Source organism: Streptomyces sp. URMC 124 (genome assembly GCF_051386455.1).
Lineage (GTDB): Bacteria > Actinomycetota > Actinomycetes > Streptomycetales > Streptomycetaceae > Streptomyces.
This window is the reverse complement of the sequence record NZ_JBPQTS010000065.1, coordinates 1-14,292: the sequence shown is the minus strand read 5'-3', so window position 1 is coordinate 14,292 and position 14,292 is coordinate 1. Positions and strand designations below refer to the sequence as shown.

The 14,292-nt window shown below is 71.8% G+C and carries 14 protein-coding genes; 4 read left to right on the top strand and 10 right to left on the bottom strand.

Annotated features, from left to right (window positions below):
* Positions 1–59: 59 nt before the first annotated feature.
* The 4 genes from ACSNOG_RS15865 to ACSNOG_RS15850 form a co-directional block, all read right to left on the bottom strand.
* Positions 60–1,781: an acyl-CoA dehydrogenase family protein gene (locus ACSNOG_RS15865; protein WP_436753295.1), complete on the bottom strand. Its 1,722-nt coding sequence runs from the start codon at positions 1,779–1,781 to the stop codon at positions 60–62.
* A gap of 135 nt (positions 1,782–1,916) precedes the next feature.
* On the bottom strand, positions 1,917–2,480 hold the full coding sequence (locus ACSNOG_RS15860; RefSeq protein WP_436753294.1) for a PadR family transcriptional regulator: 564 nt from the start codon (positions 2,478–2,480) through the stop codon (positions 1,917–1,919).
* Positions 2,481–2,570: 90 nt separating this feature from the next.
* On the bottom strand, positions 2,571–3,506 hold the full coding sequence (locus tag ACSNOG_RS15855; RefSeq protein WP_436753293.1) for an AraC family transcriptional regulator: 936 nt from the start codon (positions 3,504–3,506) through the stop codon (positions 2,571–2,573).
* Between the two features lie 76 nt (positions 3,507–3,582).
* Positions 3,583–4,509, bottom strand: coding sequence for an NADP-dependent oxidoreductase (locus tag ACSNOG_RS15850; protein ID WP_436753292.1), 927 nt, complete (start codon positions 4,507–4,509; stop codon positions 3,583–3,585).
* 393 nt (positions 4,510–4,902) lie between these two features.
* Here ACSNOG_RS15850 and ACSNOG_RS15845 point away from each other — a divergent pair, with 393 nt between their 5' ends.
* The gene (locus ACSNOG_RS15845; RefSeq protein WP_436753291.1) at positions 4,903–6,348 is read left to right on the top strand and encodes a glyceraldehyde-3-phosphate dehydrogenase; all 1,446 of its coding nucleotides are present in this window, start codon (positions 4,903–4,905) and stop codon (positions 6,346–6,348) included.
* 110 nt (positions 6,349–6,458) lie between these two features.
* Here the strand turns inward: ACSNOG_RS15845 and ACSNOG_RS15840 are convergent, their stop codons facing one another.
* The 4 genes from ACSNOG_RS15840 to ACSNOG_RS15825 all read right to left on the bottom strand — a co-directional run bounded on the left by ACSNOG_RS15840 (position 6,459) and on the right by ACSNOG_RS15825 (position 10,070).
* On the bottom strand, positions 6,459–7,427 hold the full coding sequence (locus ACSNOG_RS15840) for an ROK family protein (protein ID WP_436753290.1): 969 nt from the start codon (positions 7,425–7,427) through the stop codon (positions 6,459–6,461).
* A 12-nt stretch (positions 7,428–7,439) separates the two neighbouring features.
* Entirely contained in the window at positions 7,440–8,519 is a 1,080-nt protein-coding gene (locus ACSNOG_RS15835) for an ROK family protein (protein ID WP_436753289.1), read from the bottom strand.
* An 89-nt stretch (positions 8,520–8,608) separates the two neighbouring features.
* Complete coding sequence (locus ACSNOG_RS15830) at positions 8,609–9,373, bottom strand: hypothetical protein (protein ID WP_436753288.1); 765 nt, start codon at positions 9,371–9,373, stop codon at positions 8,609–8,611.
* Positions 9,357–10,070, bottom strand: coding sequence for an RNA polymerase sigma factor (locus ACSNOG_RS15825; RefSeq protein ID WP_436753287.1), 714 nt, complete (start codon positions 10,068–10,070; stop codon positions 9,357–9,359). Before ACSNOG_RS15825 ends, ACSNOG_RS15830 begins: the two co-directional genes overlap by 17 nt.
* Between ACSNOG_RS15825 and ACSNOG_RS15820 the strand changes: the two genes are divergently transcribed.
* Positions 10,069–10,281: a hypothetical protein gene (locus ACSNOG_RS15820; RefSeq protein ID WP_436753286.1), complete on the top strand. Its 213-nt coding sequence runs from the start codon at positions 10,069–10,071 to the stop codon at positions 10,279–10,281. The two genes, ACSNOG_RS15825 and ACSNOG_RS15820, sit on opposite strands and share 2 nt — an antisense overlap.
* 87 nt (positions 10,282–10,368) lie before the next feature.
* On the opposite strand, the gene ACSNOG_RS15815 is transcribed toward ACSNOG_RS15820, so the two are convergent.
* Complete coding sequence (locus ACSNOG_RS15815; protein WP_436753285.1) at positions 10,369–10,890, bottom strand: DUF1360 domain-containing protein; 522 nt, start codon at positions 10,888–10,890, stop codon at positions 10,369–10,371.
* A gap of 157 nt (positions 10,891–11,047) precedes the next feature.
* Here ACSNOG_RS15815 and ACSNOG_RS15810 point away from each other — a divergent pair, with 157 nt between their 5' ends.
* Together ACSNOG_RS15810 and ACSNOG_RS15805 are read left to right on the top strand one after the other, a co-directional pair.
* A complete protein-coding gene (locus ACSNOG_RS15810) occupies positions 11,048–12,541 on the top strand; it encodes an aminotransferase class I/II-fold pyridoxal phosphate-dependent enzyme (protein WP_436753284.1) in 1,494 nt (497 codons plus the stop codon).
* A gap of 120 nt (positions 12,542–12,661) precedes the next feature.
* Entirely contained in the window at positions 12,662–13,627 is a 966-nt protein-coding gene (locus ACSNOG_RS15805; protein WP_436753283.1) for a PASTA domain-containing protein, read from the top strand.
* Positions 13,628–13,642: 15 nt separating this feature from the next.
* On the opposite strand, the gene ACSNOG_RS15800 is transcribed toward ACSNOG_RS15805, so the two are convergent.
* On the bottom strand, positions 13,643–14,239 hold the full coding sequence (locus tag ACSNOG_RS15800; protein ID WP_436753311.1) for a pyridoxamine 5'-phosphate oxidase family protein: 597 nt from the start codon (positions 14,237–14,239) through the stop codon (positions 13,643–13,645).
* Positions 14,240–14,292: the final 53 nt, after the last annotated feature.

The window sequence follows — 14,292 nt, the reverse complement described above, 5'->3', positions numbered from 1 at the left end:
GCGCCCGCTCAGGCCGGAAGTGGTGGTCCCGGGGGCGTTCCGGCCCCGGGACGGCGGGGTTACGGCGCCATCTCGTACGCGCCGGACAGGGCCTCGACGCGCTCCCAGACGCGGGCCGAGCGGGCGTCGTCGGCGACGGGGCGGCGGACGGCTCCGAGGGCCCAGCGCTGCTGGGCCTCGGTGGCGGAGTCCTTGCCGTGCAGTTCGACGGCGTGCGCGGAGAAGTCGCGGACGAGGACGGCGAACAGCTCGTCGAGCACGTCCTGGTCGAGGCCGGTCAGGCGCGCCTGCTCCAGGATCAGCTGGCCGTGCACGACGAGCGCGAAGAGCTGGCCGACGGCGAGGAGGAGGTCGAGGTCGCGGCTCTGCTCCTCGTCCGGGGCGGCGGTGGTGACGAATGCGCACAGGGCGTCCGCCTGCTCGCGGAAGCGCGCGACGTTCGGCACGTCGGCGTAGGCGTCGTAGGCGGTGCGCCAGTCGTGGAAGCGGATGGCGCCGAGGCCCCGGGCCGGTCCCTGGCGGAAGAGGAACGCGTCGTCGGCCGCGTCGAGGCGGGTCGGCACGGGCGCGTACTCGGCGGGGTTCAGCAGGTGGTTGCCCATGAACTTGAGGATCAGCGCGAGGTTGACGTGGACGGTGCCCTCCAGCTTCGGCAGGCCGCGGATCTCGGTGGCGGCCTGGGCGAAGTAGGTGTCCTTCTCGAAGCCCTTGGCCGCGATGACGTCCCACATCAGATCGATGACCTTCTCGCCCTCGGTGGTCACCTTCATCTTCGTCATGGGGTTGAACAGGAGGTAGCGGCGGTCGTCGGGGCCGGCGGAGCGGAAGTAGTCGACGGCGCGGTCGCTGAAGAGCTTCATGCCGACGAGGCGGACGTAGGCGTCGGTCAGCTCGCGGCGGACGTGCGGGAAGGCGGTGACGGGGCGGCCGTAGAGGATGCGGTTGTGCGCGTGGGTGACGGCCTCGTACATCGCGTGCTCGCAGATGCCGATCGCGCCGGTGCAGAGGTTGAACTTGCCGACGTTGACGGTGTTGAGGGCGGCGTCGAAGGCGGCGCGGCCGGTGTGCAGGACGTCCTCGGCCGCGACGGGGTAGTTCTCCAGGCGGAACTCGCTGACGTACTTCGACGAGTCGACGACGTTCTTGACCAGGTGGTACGCCTCGTGGCGGCTGTCGGCGGCGAAGAAGACGTAGCCGTCGGGGCCCTCGACGTCGGTGCGGCGGCCGAAGACGGAGACGAGGCCGGCGGCGTTGCCGTTGCCGATGTAGTACTTGGAGCCGCTCGCCCGGAAGCCGCCGTCGCCGTCCGGCTCCAGGAGCATGTCCGTGGAGTAGATGTCGGCGCCGTGGGACTTCTCGGACAGGCCGAAGGCGAAGACCTCGCCCTGGGCGAGGAGTTCCGCGGCGCGGGCGCGGGCGGCGGCGTTGTCGCTCTGCCAGACCGGGCCGAGGCCGAGGATGGTGACCTGCCACGCGTACCAGTAGTCGAGCCCGTAGAAGCCGAAGATCTCGTTGAGGGCGGCTATGCGGGCGGTGTCCCAGCGCTTGTCCTCGTTCCCGCCGGCGGCGGAGGCCGGCGTGAGGAACGTTGCGAACAGGCCCTCCTTCGCCGAGAAGGCGAGGAAGTCCGCGAGCCAGGCGCGGGAGCGGTAGTCCTCGATCAGCTTGCGCTTGCCGCGCTCCTCGAACCAGTCGACGGTGGCGCGCAGCAGCCTGCGGGTCTCCGGGTCGAAGTGCGCGGGGTCGTAGGTGCGCGGGTTGAAGAGCAGCTGGTCGGCCATGGAGGTTCGCCTTTCCGGCTTGACGGTCGAAGGTGGCGTGGACGGTGAACGGTGCGGTGGGGGCCGCGGGTGGACGGCGGGCGGTGAACGGCGGGCCGCGGGCGGGTGCGCCCCGGTGCTCGGTGCGCCTCAGTGCTAGCCGCGGAGCCGGTGGAGCCGGTGGAGCGTGGCGAGGACGTCGTCGAGCCAGGCGATCGTCATCCGCTCGTAGGCGATGCCGCCGCGCAGGACGACGTGCTGGAGCTCCCGCCCGGCGTCGCCGGGCGCGCCGGGCGCCTCGGCTCCGCTGAAGTCGCGCAGCTCCCCGGCGAGGTAGTGCGCGAGCCGGTCGGAGTGCGCCCGGTGGTGCCGCTCGACTTCGCGGATGAGGGCGGCCGGGTCGTCGAAGGCCGCGCCGCGGATCTTCACGGCGAGGTCGTGCCGGACGCTCTCGGGTTCGATCGGCTCGTGGAGCCAGTCGGAGAGGGCGGCGCGCCCGAGGGGGGCGACGGAGTACTCCTTCTTGTCCGGCCGGCCCTGCTGCGGCACCTCGCGCACGTCGAGCCGGCCGTCGCCCTCCATCCGCTTGAGGACGCGGTAGATCTGCTGGTGGGTGGCGGTCCAGAAGTACCCGATGGACCGTTCGAAGCGCCGGGCCAGCTCGTAGCCGGAGCCGGGCTTCTCCAGCAGGGAGACGAGGATCGCGTGCTCGAGCGCCATACCCGGATCCTGCTATGCAACTCGTTTCATAGACAAGGACCGCCGCTCCGGTGAGACGCGGCTCACTCGCGGCCGCGGTCGTGGGGGCGCCTACGCCACCCGGGCCTCCCGGCGGTAGCCGCCCGGAGCCTGGCCGTATTCGCGTTTGAACGCCTTGGCGAAGGCGTACTCGGAGCCGTAGCCGGTCCGGGCCGCGACCGTCGTGAGCGGGGCGTCGGACTCGCGCAGCAGCTTGGCGGCGGTGGTCATGCGCCAGCGGGTCAGATAGGCCATGGGCGGTTCGCCGACGAGGGCGGTGAAGCGGCGGGCGAAGGCCGCGCGCGACAGGCCCACGCGCTCGGCGAGCGACTCGACGGTCCACTGGGCGGCCGGGTCGGCGTGCACGGCGGCCAGTGCCGGGGCGACGGCTCCGTCGCCGAGGGCGGCGGCCCAGCCCTTGGCCGCTGCCGGAGGCTGGTCCTCCAGCCACGCGCGCAGGATGTACAGGAGCAGCGAGTCGATGAGCGCGGGGACGATGCCGGCCGATCCGATGCGGGGGTTCTCCAGCTCCGTGCCCAGGAGCTGGACGGCGGCGCTGAGTTCGGGGTGGCGGCCGTGCCGGGTGGGGAGGTGGATGATCTCGGGGAGCTGGTTCACCAAGGGGTGCGGTCGCCCCTGGTCCAGGTGGTAGTTGCCGCACAGCAGGCTCGTGCCGGGGCCGTCGCCCCCGATGGTGACCGTGCCGAGGGGCGAGCCGGGCCGGAACTGCTCGGGTCTCTCCACTTCGGCGGGCGTGGAGGGGTGGTCGGCGAGGATGTGGCCGCGGCCGTCGCGCAGGAAGACCACGTCGCCCGGGCTGAGGGCGAGGGGCTTCAGATGCGGCTCGTCCCCGAGGGGGACGAGCCAGCAGGTGCCGTACAGCACCACGTGGAAGCCGGCGCCGGCAACAGGGGGGAGGCGCAGCCCCCAGGGGGCGCGGCCGTGGGTGCGTACGGACCTGGGCTGCCCCGTCCGCATCGAGCCCAGCGCCTCGGTCAGGATGTCCAACGCCGTCCCCTCCCTCTCCCCCTCGCCCGTCCGGCGGGCGTTCAGCCTACGGGCCGTTGCGTGCCGGCGGCCCGCGTCAGCCGACGGTGAGGACGATCTTGCCCTGGGTCCGGCCCGATCCGACCGCCTCGTGCGCCTTCGCGGCCTCGGCCAGCGGGAACGTCCCGGAGACGTGGGGCCGGATGCGGCCGGCGTCCACGAGGGCGGCGATCGCCTCCAGCGAGGCGTAGTCGGGTTCGACGGAGACGCCCGCGAAGCGCCGGCCCTCGGCCTCGGCCCGGGCGGCGAGCTCCTGGTTCCCGTGCTCCATGATGCTGACGAGCGTGCCGCCGGGGCGCAGGACGGCGAGGGAACGCACGCCTTCGGAGGAGGAGTCGAAGACGACGTCGACGTCCTTGACCGCCTCGGTGAAGTCGGTGGTGCGGTAGTCGACGACCTCGTCGGCGCCCAGGCCGCGCACGAAGTCGTGCTTGGGGCCGCTCGCCATGGCGATCACGTGGGCGCCGCGGGCCTTGGCCATCTGCACGGCGAAGTGGCCGACGCCGCCGGCCGCACGGTGGATCAGCACCCGCTGCCCCTCGGTGATCCCGGCCGCGTCCACCAGCCCCTGCCAGGCCGTGAGGGCGGCGAGCGGGATCGCCGCGGCGTGCACGTGGTCGAGACCTGCGGGCTTGCGGGCCACCTGGCGGGACGGCACGGCGACGTACTCGGCGTAGCCGGTGGCGGCGCGGGGGAAGAACGGCATGCCGAACACCTCGTCGCCGGGCTTGAAGCGGGCGCCGGGGCCGGCCTCCTCGACGACGCCGGAGATGTCCCAGCCGACGCCGAAGGGCGGCTCGCCGAGGAGGGGGTAGGCGCCGGAGCGGACGGCCACGTCCACCGGGTTCACGCCGCTGGCGTGGACGCGGACGAGGACCTCTCCGCCGAGGGGCGTGGGACGCTCGGTCTCGACGACCTCCAGCACTTCGGGGCCTCCGAAGGACTTCTGGACGACAGCGCGCATGGTGATCTCTCCCTGTGCCGGTCCGGGGCGGTGGCCCCGGTGGTTGATGGGTTCAACGTTAGGGAGATCGATTGAGCGGATGAATATCCCCGAGTCTTCGAAAGATGTCCCGTCGTCTCACCCGGGGAGGCTCTGGGCCGATCGCTCTCCTGCAGCCCCTGCCGCCCCCGCCACCCCCGCCACCCGGAGGGGGAATCAGTGAGTCCGGTCACGCAGATGCACCCGCCAGTGCTCACTTGAGAGGGGCTCTGTGGCGGACATACTGGTGCATTTCCGAGCAAGAGCTCCCACGCCCGCACCCCGCGCGGACACCCCGGGGACACCGCCTGGATGATCAAAGGAGGTGCGGGGTTAGCATATGAGCGCCGCCAAGCTCGATCGAGAGATGGACCTGTGACTGTCAACGAAGACTCGTTCACAAGCTGGAAGAACCGCGAGGAGATCGCGGAGTCGATGATCCCGATCATCGGGAAGCTGCACCGGGAGCAGGACGTCACGGTCCTCCTCCACAGCCGCTCCCTGGTGAACAAGTCGGTGGTCAGCATCCTCAAGACCCACCGCTTCGCCCGGCAGATAGCGGGCGAGGAGCTCTCGGTCACCGAGACGCTGCCGTTCCTGCAGGCTCTGACCACCCTCGATCTCGGCCCTTCCCAGATCGACATCGGCATGCTCGCCGCGACGTACAAGGCCGACGACCGCGGTCTTTCGGTGGCGGACTTCACCGCGGAGGCCGTCGCCGGCGCCACGGGCGAGAACAAGATCGAGGGCTGCGAGGGCCGCGACGTCGTCCTCTACGGGTTCGGCCGCATCGGCCGCCTCGTGGCCCGCCTCCTCATCGAGAAGGCCGGCTCCGGCAACGGCCTGCGGCTGCGCGCCATCGTCGTCCGCCAGGGCGGGGATCAGGACATCGTCAAGCGCGCCTCGCTGCTGCGGCGCGACTCCATCCACGGCCAGTTCCAGGGCACGATCACCGTCGACGAGGCGGACAACACGATCGTCGCCAACGGCAACGAGATCAAGGTGATCTACGCCAACGACCCGTCCGAGGTCGACTACACGGCGTACGGCATCAAGAACGCCATCCTCATCGACAACACGGGCAAGTGGCGCGACCGCGAGGGCCTGTCCAAGCACCTGCGCCCCGGCATCGACAAGGTCGTCCTGACCGCGCCCGGCAAGGGTGACGTGCCCAACATCGTGCACGGCGTCAACCACGACACGATCAAGCCGGACGAGCAGATCCTCTCCTGCGCGTCCTGCACCACCAACGCGATCGTCCCGCCGCTGAAGGCCATGGACGACGAGTACGGCGTGCTGCGCGGCCACGTCGAGACGGTCCACTCGTTCACGAACGACCAGAACCTGCTGGACAACTACCACAAGGCCGACCGCCGCGGCCGTTCCGCGCCGCTGAACATGGTCATCACCGAGACCGGTGCCGCCTCGGCCGTCGCCAAGGCGCTGCCCGACCTCAAGGCGCCGATCACCGGCAGCTCGATCCGCGTCCCCGTCCCGGACGTCTCGATCGCCATCCTGAGCCTGCGCCTGGGCCGCGAGACCACCCGCGAGGAGGTCCTCGAGTACCTCCGCGACGTCTCGCTGAACTCGCCGCTGAAGCGCCAGATCGACTTCACCACCGCCCCCGACGCCGTGTCCATGGACTTCGTCGGCTCGCGCCACGCCTCGATCGTCGACGCCGGCGCCACCAAGGTCGACGGCGACAACGCCATCCTCTACCTGTGGTACGACAACGAGTTCGGCTACTCCTGCCAGGTCATCCGTGTCGTCCAGCACGTGTCCGGCGTGGAGTACCCGACCTTCCCGGTGCCGCAGGTCTGATTCCGGCGCACTGATTCCGGGATTCCGGCGCACTGATCCGGGCGGCCACCTCAACGGCGAGGTGGCCGCCCGACCGCATGCCGTGGACCTCACGCGTAAGGCACGCGGGCTCACTCTCCTTCGTCGAGGGCCAGGAGCGCCGCACCGATCCATCCCGCCTCCGGCCCGAGGCGGGCCGGCCTGATGTCGGCGGGTTCGCGGTGGGCGGCCGCGGTGACGTACCGCTCGAAGCCGGCGCGGGTGGGGGCCAGCAGCAGTTCGCCGGCTTCCGCGACGCCGCCGCCGATGACCACCAGCTCGATGTCGAAGAGGTTCACGAGCGTCGCGATGCCGATGCCCAGCCAGTGGCCGAGGCGCTCCAGCTGGGCGCGCGCGGCCGGGTCTCCGGCGCGCGCGGCCGCCGTAACCGTCTCCCCGGTCACGCGGCCGGGGCCGCCGGCGAGCGTGGCCAAGGCACCGGCGGGTTCGGCGGCGGCCGCCGCGCTGCCGTAGCGGCCGAGCGCCCGCCCGGAGGCCAGGGGTTCGAGGCAGCCGACGGTGCCGCAGCCGCAGCGTTGGCTGCCGTGCGGGTCGACAATCGTGTGCCCGAACTCCATGGCGATGCCGGTGCGGCCGCGGAAGAGACGGTCCGCCAGGACGAGGCCGCCGCCGACGCCCGTGCCGACGGTGACGAAAGCCATGTAAGCAGCGCTGTTCCCCTTGCGGTACTCCGCCCAGCAGGCGGCATTGGCATCGTTGTCGACAAGGGTCGGCAGCCCGGTGGTCTCCTGGAGCAGACGGCGCAGCGGCAGATCGCGGTAGGCATTGTTGGGAGCGGTCCGGATGCGGCCTTCGGGCCAGTGGACGAGACCCGCCGCTCCCACGCCCACGGCGGCGGTCCCGGGATGGCGGGCGCGCAGTTCTTCGACGAGGACGGAGACGGCCTTCACGATGCCCGCCTGATCGGAAGGGCACGGCACGGGCGGGACCCTTTCGACGACGCGGCCTTCCGCGTCGACCACTCCTGCTGCGATCTTCGTGCCTCCGATGTCGAGTCCGACGGAGAGCCGGCGGTCGCCGGCATGGGGTCGTGGGCGCATGGGGGAACACTCCTACCGGGGTTGAAGCCGGACGCCGAAACAACTCTGCAGCGCGATCAGCGCGGCGCCGTGCGCTCCACGGACGGCGTCCAGCGGCTTGGTGACGATGTGACAGTCCCTGCTGATGTGGAACGTGTGCGGGGGAAACTTCCTCATCGCGTGGAGGAAGGAACCGGCCGCCCGGCGCCCCGGCCCGGCGCTGATGAGATCCTCCGCCGCGTAGATCACCACGTGGCTCGGTCCGAACGTGGTGAGCATCGTGGCGATGCCGCGGGCGATCGAGGTCCCGGCTTTACGGAAGGCGGACGCGGCCCGGCGCGCCTGCGGGTCGGTGCTGTCGGCGAGCGCGATCGCGGCCTCCAGCCCGTCCAGTTCCCGTCCGGTCAGCTCCTTGACCACGGCGGTCAGCGCCCGGTTCCCGACCTGGCTCTCGATGCACCCCCGCATTCCGCAATCGCAGATCCGGCCCCGCTGCCAGACCTGCAGGTGCCCGAACTCCATCGGGACGGAGATCCGTTCGCCGCGCACGACCATTCCCGCACCCACGCCGTCGCGCACGAGGATCACCCCGAAGGTCGCGCTCGTGCTGCCCACGCCGAGACTCTGCTCGTACGCCGCGAAGGCGTGTGCGTCGTTCTCCACCGAGGTGGCGCAGCCCGTCTTGGCGGCGAGTTCCGCGCCGAGGGGGAAGTCCACCCATTCGTACGGAGGGGGCTTTTCGTGCCGGTGGTCGTCGGGGCCGTTGACGAGGTGGAGGACCCTTCCGGTGTCCGGGTCGACGGGGCCGCCCACCTGGACCCCGACGCACACCCTGCCGCGGGGGAAGGCGCAGCCCAGCCTGTCGTCCACCAGGCCTTCCGCCATGCCGGCCACGCGCTCGACCACTTCCTCCGGTTCCATGACCGTCAGGTGCCGGCAGGTGCGTGCCATCACCACGCCGTCGGGCCCGACGACGACGCCCGTGAGTTTGTACGGCTGGACTTCGACGCCGACCGCGTAGTGCCCGTGGCCGAGTTCGTACGAACGCCGCAGCACCTGCCGCACTTTCACGTCGCTCACGTCGCTCACGTCGCTCTTATCGTGCCCGTTCATGGAGGTATCACCTGCATCCGGTGGGGCGCTCGGGCCTCGGGGTTCAGGCTCGGGGCTCAGGGTTCGGGCTCGGGGCTCAGGGTTCGGGCTCAGGAGAGGAGATCGGTCCACCGGTCCGGCGGCATGGCTTCCGGGTACCGCTGGGCGGCGGCACGGATGGCGATGGGCGTCAGCGTCACGATCTCGTCGGTGTCGCCGTCCTCCGGCTCGCCGTCGCCGACCACGCGGCGCAGTTCCTCCGCGTGCTCGGTGGTCGCGCAGTCCCACAGCACTCCCACGAGATCGGACGCGTCCGGCACCTCGAACGCATCGAACGCGTCGAACGTGTCGAAGGCGTCCCGCTCGGTCATGAGGTGGCGGCTCCGGTCGACGTAGGGAAGGTGCCGCACGCATTCGGTGAGGAACGCCGCCTTGAGTTCCGGCACGGCAGCGTGCGGTTCGGGAACCGGCGGCCGCGCCCCGTCGCGGAAGGTGGTCAGCGCCCGTGCCGCCGTCTCCACCGCCAGCGCGTCGACGTCGTCCCGGTGGAGACGGGCCCCGGGGCGGCCCGCCGTCGCGACGGCCAGCAGCCAGAGGTGCACGACGCGATAGCCGTAGGCGGCCCAACCGGCCTCCGACGCGAAGCCGGAGACGTCGCTCCTGCGGGCGGGGCTCGCGTCCGGTGCCGCCGTCGCGGCTCCGACGAGCCGCTGCAGACGGTCCTCCACCGCGTCCGGGGTGAGCCGGCTTTCGACGTCGGCCCGGACGGTCCGGAGGAAGCGCTCGAAGGCCGGGTGCACGCTCGGGGCGGCGTCTCCGGCGGCCTTCGGCCGGGCCCTGCGTGTGGCGGTACCCCGCTCATCCCGTGCGGACACGCGGACCTCCTTCTGGTGCCTGGTAGTTGTCCAGCTGATCGCGCAACGTGCTGATCGCGTGCCGCAGATTGCTGCGGACGGTGCTCGCTTTCACGCCGAGGAGTTCAGCGGTTTCCCGGGCGGAATACCCGTCCAGGTGCAGGGCGAAGACCTGTCCCTGCCGTGGGGGGAGTCCGCGCAGGATCTCCAGCACCTTTTCGTGCTCGTCCGGTTCTCCGCGGTCCTGTGGTGCAGGTGCCGCCAGCCGTGCGCTCTGAGATTCCAGAGCCAGTCGCTTGCGATTGCGTTCGGCCTTCTTGCAGTACGCGTGCCAGGCGACCGTCCGGACCCAGCCCGCCGGGCACGTGCACCCGGGCCACGCGCGCAGGAGCTCCTGCATGGCGTCCTGCGTCGCGTCCTCGGCTTCCTCATAGGTTGCCCCGGCTCTCATGAGGCTGTGTACGACCCGTGGATATTCCGCCGTAAAGAAGGCGGAGAAAACCGGCAACTCAGCGGGTAAAGCCCCGTGATCTCCTCGGGGGCCCACGCAGCCACCTCCTCCCGGTTCGGTCCACACCCTTATAGGTCCGTGAGGGGGCGAGCGCGTGCAAAAAGCCGCGGGGGGATTCTTCGGAATCCGGGATTCGGGGCGCTTGCACGGGAGGGAGGCGTTCCGCCCCTTTTTCCATGACGGACCCGATGAAGGTGAGGCCCTCATGAATCGCCGTACCGGCACCCGACACACCGACGGCACGAGTCCCGCCGGCCCGAAGCGTCACACGAGCCCCACGGCGGTCGTGGCGCTCGTCAACGGCACGACGGCGAGCGTCGGCAGCACGTACCTGCTGACGTCGTCGACGCTGATCACGGTGCTGGCCGGAGTGCTGGCCGCAGTCGTGGTGGCCTTGCACGCCGTCTTCGGCCCGTGACACCGCTCCGGCCCGGGACACCGTTTCCGGCCCGGGGCACTGCTCCGGCTCGCCACACCGATTCGGCTCGGGACGTTCCCGGCGACGTCACTTGAGCGTGTCGTAGCCGATCTGGAGGAGGTCGGCGGCGGAGATGACGGTCATGCCGCCCGCCACCCACCGCGTGGTGGCGGGCGCCAGCAGAAGGCCGGCGACACCCGCCGTGGCCACCCACTGGGCCAGGCAGAAGGGACAGGTCAGCAGTTCACCGACGGCGTGGCGCACGGGGCCCGGCCGCGGGGCCTCGGTGACCTCGCCGGGGCCCGCGGGCTCCTGGTAGGTGGTGAAGGGAGCCCGCAGCGGTGAGACCACGGAGTCCTTGGCGAGCATGCGGCTGATGCGGAACGTGGCCACCGAGAGCAGGGCGAGGTCGGCCGCGGAAGGCCGTGCGGGCGTCGTGCGGCGCCTGGCCACCGCGGCCCCCACGACGGACGCGGTCAGGGCCGCGTACCCGCCGAGGAGCACCGTGTAGCCCAGCAGGGGGCGTTCTCCCCCGGCTTCGTCGGCGCCCTGCTCGTAGCTCCGCCGCACCCGGGCCCACCAGCTGCCGTTCTTCTGTGACCGTTGCACGCCGTCCTCCCAGGTGCATCGTTCGCCGGTCGGCTCCCGGCCTCCGTATGCCCCGGCCCTTCGACGCTATGGCAGCTTCCCGCGCGCCGCGAGCCGCCGCGGGCGGGGAGCCGCCGTATTTGTTTCCCCGCGGCGATCCGCGGGGAACCGGAGTCGCATGAACCACGCATCCCCGGACCATTCCTGTGCACCGGTGCTGGACGCCCTCGTCGCGTACCGCGAGACCGGACAGGTGCCGTTCACTCCTCCGGGCCACAAACAGGGCCGCGGAGCCGATCCACGGGTGCGGGAAGCGCTGGGGGACGCCGTGTTCGCCAGTGACGTCCTCGCCACCAGCGGGCTGGACGACCGGACCTCCTCCCGGCACCTCGTCGAGCGGGCCGAGGCGCTGATGGCCGACGCCGTGGGTGCCGAGCACACGTTCTTCTCCACCTGCGGCAGCTCCCTGTCCGTCAAGGCGGCGATGCTCGCCGTCGCCGGGCCCCACCAAGAGCTGGTCATCGGGCGCGACGCCCACAAGTCGGTGGTCTCCGGCCTCGTGCTCGCCGGCATCCGCCCCGTCTGGGTGGATCCCCAGTGGGACCCCGTCCTGCACCTGGCCCACCCTCCGTCCGCGAAGGCGTACGACGACGCCTTCGCAGCGCACCCCGACGCCCGTGGAGCGCTCGTCACCAGCCCCACCCCGTACGGCACCTGCGCCGCGCTCGACGACATCGCGGAGGTCTGCCACCGCCGCGGCAAGCCGCTCGTCGTCGACGAGGCCTGGGGCGCCCACCTGCCCTTCCATCCCGGCCTGCCGGCCTGGGCCATGGACGCCGGAGCGGACGTCTGCGTCACCTCGGTGCACAAAATGGGCTCCGGCCTGGAACAGAGCTCCGTCTTCCACCTCCAGGGCGACCGCATCGACCCCAAGGTCCTCAAGGCCTGCGCCGACCTCCTGGGCACCACCAGCCCCTCCGTCCTCATCTATGCGGCGCTCGACGGGTGGCGCCGGCAGATGGCCGAGCACGGGCGGGCCCTCTACGACGACGCCCTCGCCCTCGCCGGGCGGGTGCGCGAACAGATCGAGGGCATCGACGGCATGCACGTGCACGGCCGCGCCGACTTCTGCGCCCCGGGCCGCGCCGCCGACCTCGACCCCCTGCAGGTCATCATCGACATCTCCGCCCTGGGCACGACCGGCTACCTGGCCGCCGACCGGCTCCGTCAACACCACCGGATCAACTTGCACGTCTGCGACCACCGCCGCATCAGCGCCCAGCTCTCCCACGCGGACGACGCCCGTACCACCGGCCGGCTGCTCACCGCCCTGCGGGACCTTGCCCGGCACGCGCCCGTGCTCCGCACCGACGCGCGGGTGGAGGTTCCCGACCCCGCGGAGCTGCGGCTGGAACAGGTGATGCTGCCACGCGACGCGTTCTTCGGCCGCACCGAGCCGGTGCCCTGGGACAAGGCGGCCGGACGCATCGCAGCGGAGATGCTCACCCCCTACCCGCCCGGCATCCCCGCGGCCGTGCCGGGCGAGCGGCTCGGCCCGGAGGTCCTGCGCTACCTGCGGACCGGGGTGGAGGCGGGCATGGTGGTCCCGGACGCGGCCGATCCCGAGGTGAAGAGCGTGAAGGTGGTCGTGGAGCCGGCCGAAGCCGACTGAGCCGCCGGGGATCGCCCCGCGGACCGGGCCGGTGCCGGCCACAGGCGGGGCGGGGCCGGCACCCGGGAAGGGCTGGGTACGATACGCCCGCACAACTGCACGAACCCGAAGGGCGCCGCCATGCCTGGCCCGCAGACCACCCCGGCACCGTCCGATCCGTCCCGCGACCCGGAGGACGCCTCCCGGCGGCGCAAGCCGTGGCCGAAGCGATGGAAGATCGCGACGGCGGTCGCCGTCGTGGCCCTGGCGGGCGCGGTCCTGCCCGACTCCCCGAAGGACGCCGCGCAGGACGCCACGGCGGACGCGAAGACCGCCGGAACGCAGCGGTCCCGCGGCACGGCGCCCGGCGCGACGGCCACCCCCGCGGCGGCGGGCACACCGGACCCGATGAGCCGGCCGGTCCCCGACTTCCACGGTCAGAACCTGGACGTCGCGTACGGAAAGGCCCGGAAGGCCGGGTTCCTCGTCACGTCCCACGACGCGTCCGAGAAGAACAAGTTCATCCGCGGCCGCGCTCCGTGGACGGTCTGCTTCCAGCAGACGGGCCGGACCGGCACCAAAGCGACCCTCGACTTCGCCGTCGTGCCGACGGATGCCCCGTGCCCCAAGGAGGACGGCCGGCCCATCCCGTGGCCCACGATGCCCGAGCTGGTGTGGAAGACGTGGCGCACGGCGCGCGCGGAGGTCGTCGCCCTGGGCGTGCCCGCCGACCGCGTCGAGGCGCACAAGGCGTACCGCAACGACAGACTGCCGAGCGAGGGCGAGTACGACGACTGGCGCGTGTGCGCACACGACCCGGCCGAGGGCGCGAAGGTCGAGAGCGGCACACGGGTGACGCTCTACCTGTCGTCCAAGGACACGGGCTGCCCGGCACCGGACCGGGCGAACGGCATGTACGCGGACCTGCCGGACCGCGACTCCGACGGCGACCCGGACTACCACGACCCCTTCCCCGGCGACCGCAGCCGCAACACCGCCTTCCCGAACGGCGTCCCCCGCACGGGCGCCCCGGACGGCCCCGGCGGCTCGTCCGGCGGTTCCCACGGCAGCGGCCGCATCATCTGCCGCCACACCCGCCTGTGCTGAGGACGGGGCCGACGGTCAGTACGCCGCGCGGGAGTTGGTGAAATAGTCCGCGTCCCGGGGACGGGAGGCGTCGCGGCCGGCAGGGCGAGGGGCCGGCACCAGGTGGGGTATGTACTTGGAGCAGTGGATGTAGGCCTCCTCGATCGTGACGTGGACCCACATCTCCGGGCTGCGCCCGGGCGCGACGTCGGTGGGCAGGCCGGGGCGGAGACGGCGCAGCTCGCTGTCGTGGTAGAGGTGGGCGGCGCCGTTGACGTGGAGCCCCACATGGTGGTGGGTGAAGTCCACGAAGAGCATGCCGAGGTGAGGGTTCTCGACCATGTTGCCGGCGCTGGCCAGTACCCCGTTCCCGCGGAACTCGGGGTAGGCCAGCGTGTGGGCATCGATCACGTGGACGAACCCCGGCGGCCCGGCCCGGAAGCTGGAGTCGCACTCGCCGCGGGAGTCGGCGGTGGCCAGGAAGACCATGGACTGGCGGCCGATGAAGTCCTGCATCTCCGGTGTGAGATGGCGGCGCACCTGTTGGTCGTAGAACCGGGCGGCGCGATCCGCGGTGCCCAGATGCTGCTGCAGCCGGTGCTCGCCCGCTGATCCGAAGGGCGGCGGAGGCATGGTCACGAGGGGATCTCCTGGCGGGGGGACATGACGTGCGGACCGTGGGGGGC

Excerpts from the sequence above, each read along its gene's own strand:
- ACSNOG_RS15865 (WP_436753295.1), bottom strand. The coding sequence starts at position 1,781 with ATGGCCGACCAGCTGCTCTTCAACCCGCGCACCTACGACCCCGCGCAC.
- ACSNOG_RS15860 (WP_436753294.1), bottom strand. The coding sequence starts at position 2,480 with ATGGCGCTCGAGCACGCGATCCTCGTCTCCCTGCTGGAGAAGCCCGGC.
- ACSNOG_RS15850 (WP_436753292.1), bottom strand. The coding sequence starts at position 4,509 with ATGCGCGCTGTCGTCCAGAAGTCCTTCGGAGGCCCCGAAGTGCTGGAG.
- ACSNOG_RS15840 (WP_436753290.1), bottom strand. The coding sequence starts at position 7,427 with ATGCGCCCACGACCCCATGCCGGCGACCGCCGGCTCTCCGTCGGACTC.
- ACSNOG_RS15835 (WP_436753289.1), bottom strand. The coding sequence starts at position 8,519 with ATGAACGGGCACGATAAGAGCGACGTGAGCGACGTGAGCGACGTGAAA.
- ACSNOG_RS15820 (WP_436753286.1), top strand. The coding sequence starts at position 10,069 with ATGAATCGCCGTACCGGCACCCGACACACCGACGGCACGAGTCCCGCC.
- ACSNOG_RS15825 (WP_436753287.1), bottom strand. The coding sequence starts at position 10,070 with ATGAGGGCCTCACCTTCATCGGGTCCGTCATGGAAAAAGGGGCGGAAC.
- ACSNOG_RS15810 (WP_436753284.1), top strand. The coding sequence starts at position 11,048 with ATGAACCACGCATCCCCGGACCATTCCTGTGCACCGGTGCTGGACGCC.
- ACSNOG_RS15805 (WP_436753283.1), top strand. The coding sequence starts at position 12,662 with ATGCCTGGCCCGCAGACCACCCCGGCACCGTCCGATCCGTCCCGCGAC.
- ACSNOG_RS15800 (WP_436753311.1), bottom strand. The coding sequence starts at position 14,239 with ATGCCTCCGCCGCCCTTCGGATCAGCGGGCGAGCACCGGCTGCAGCAG.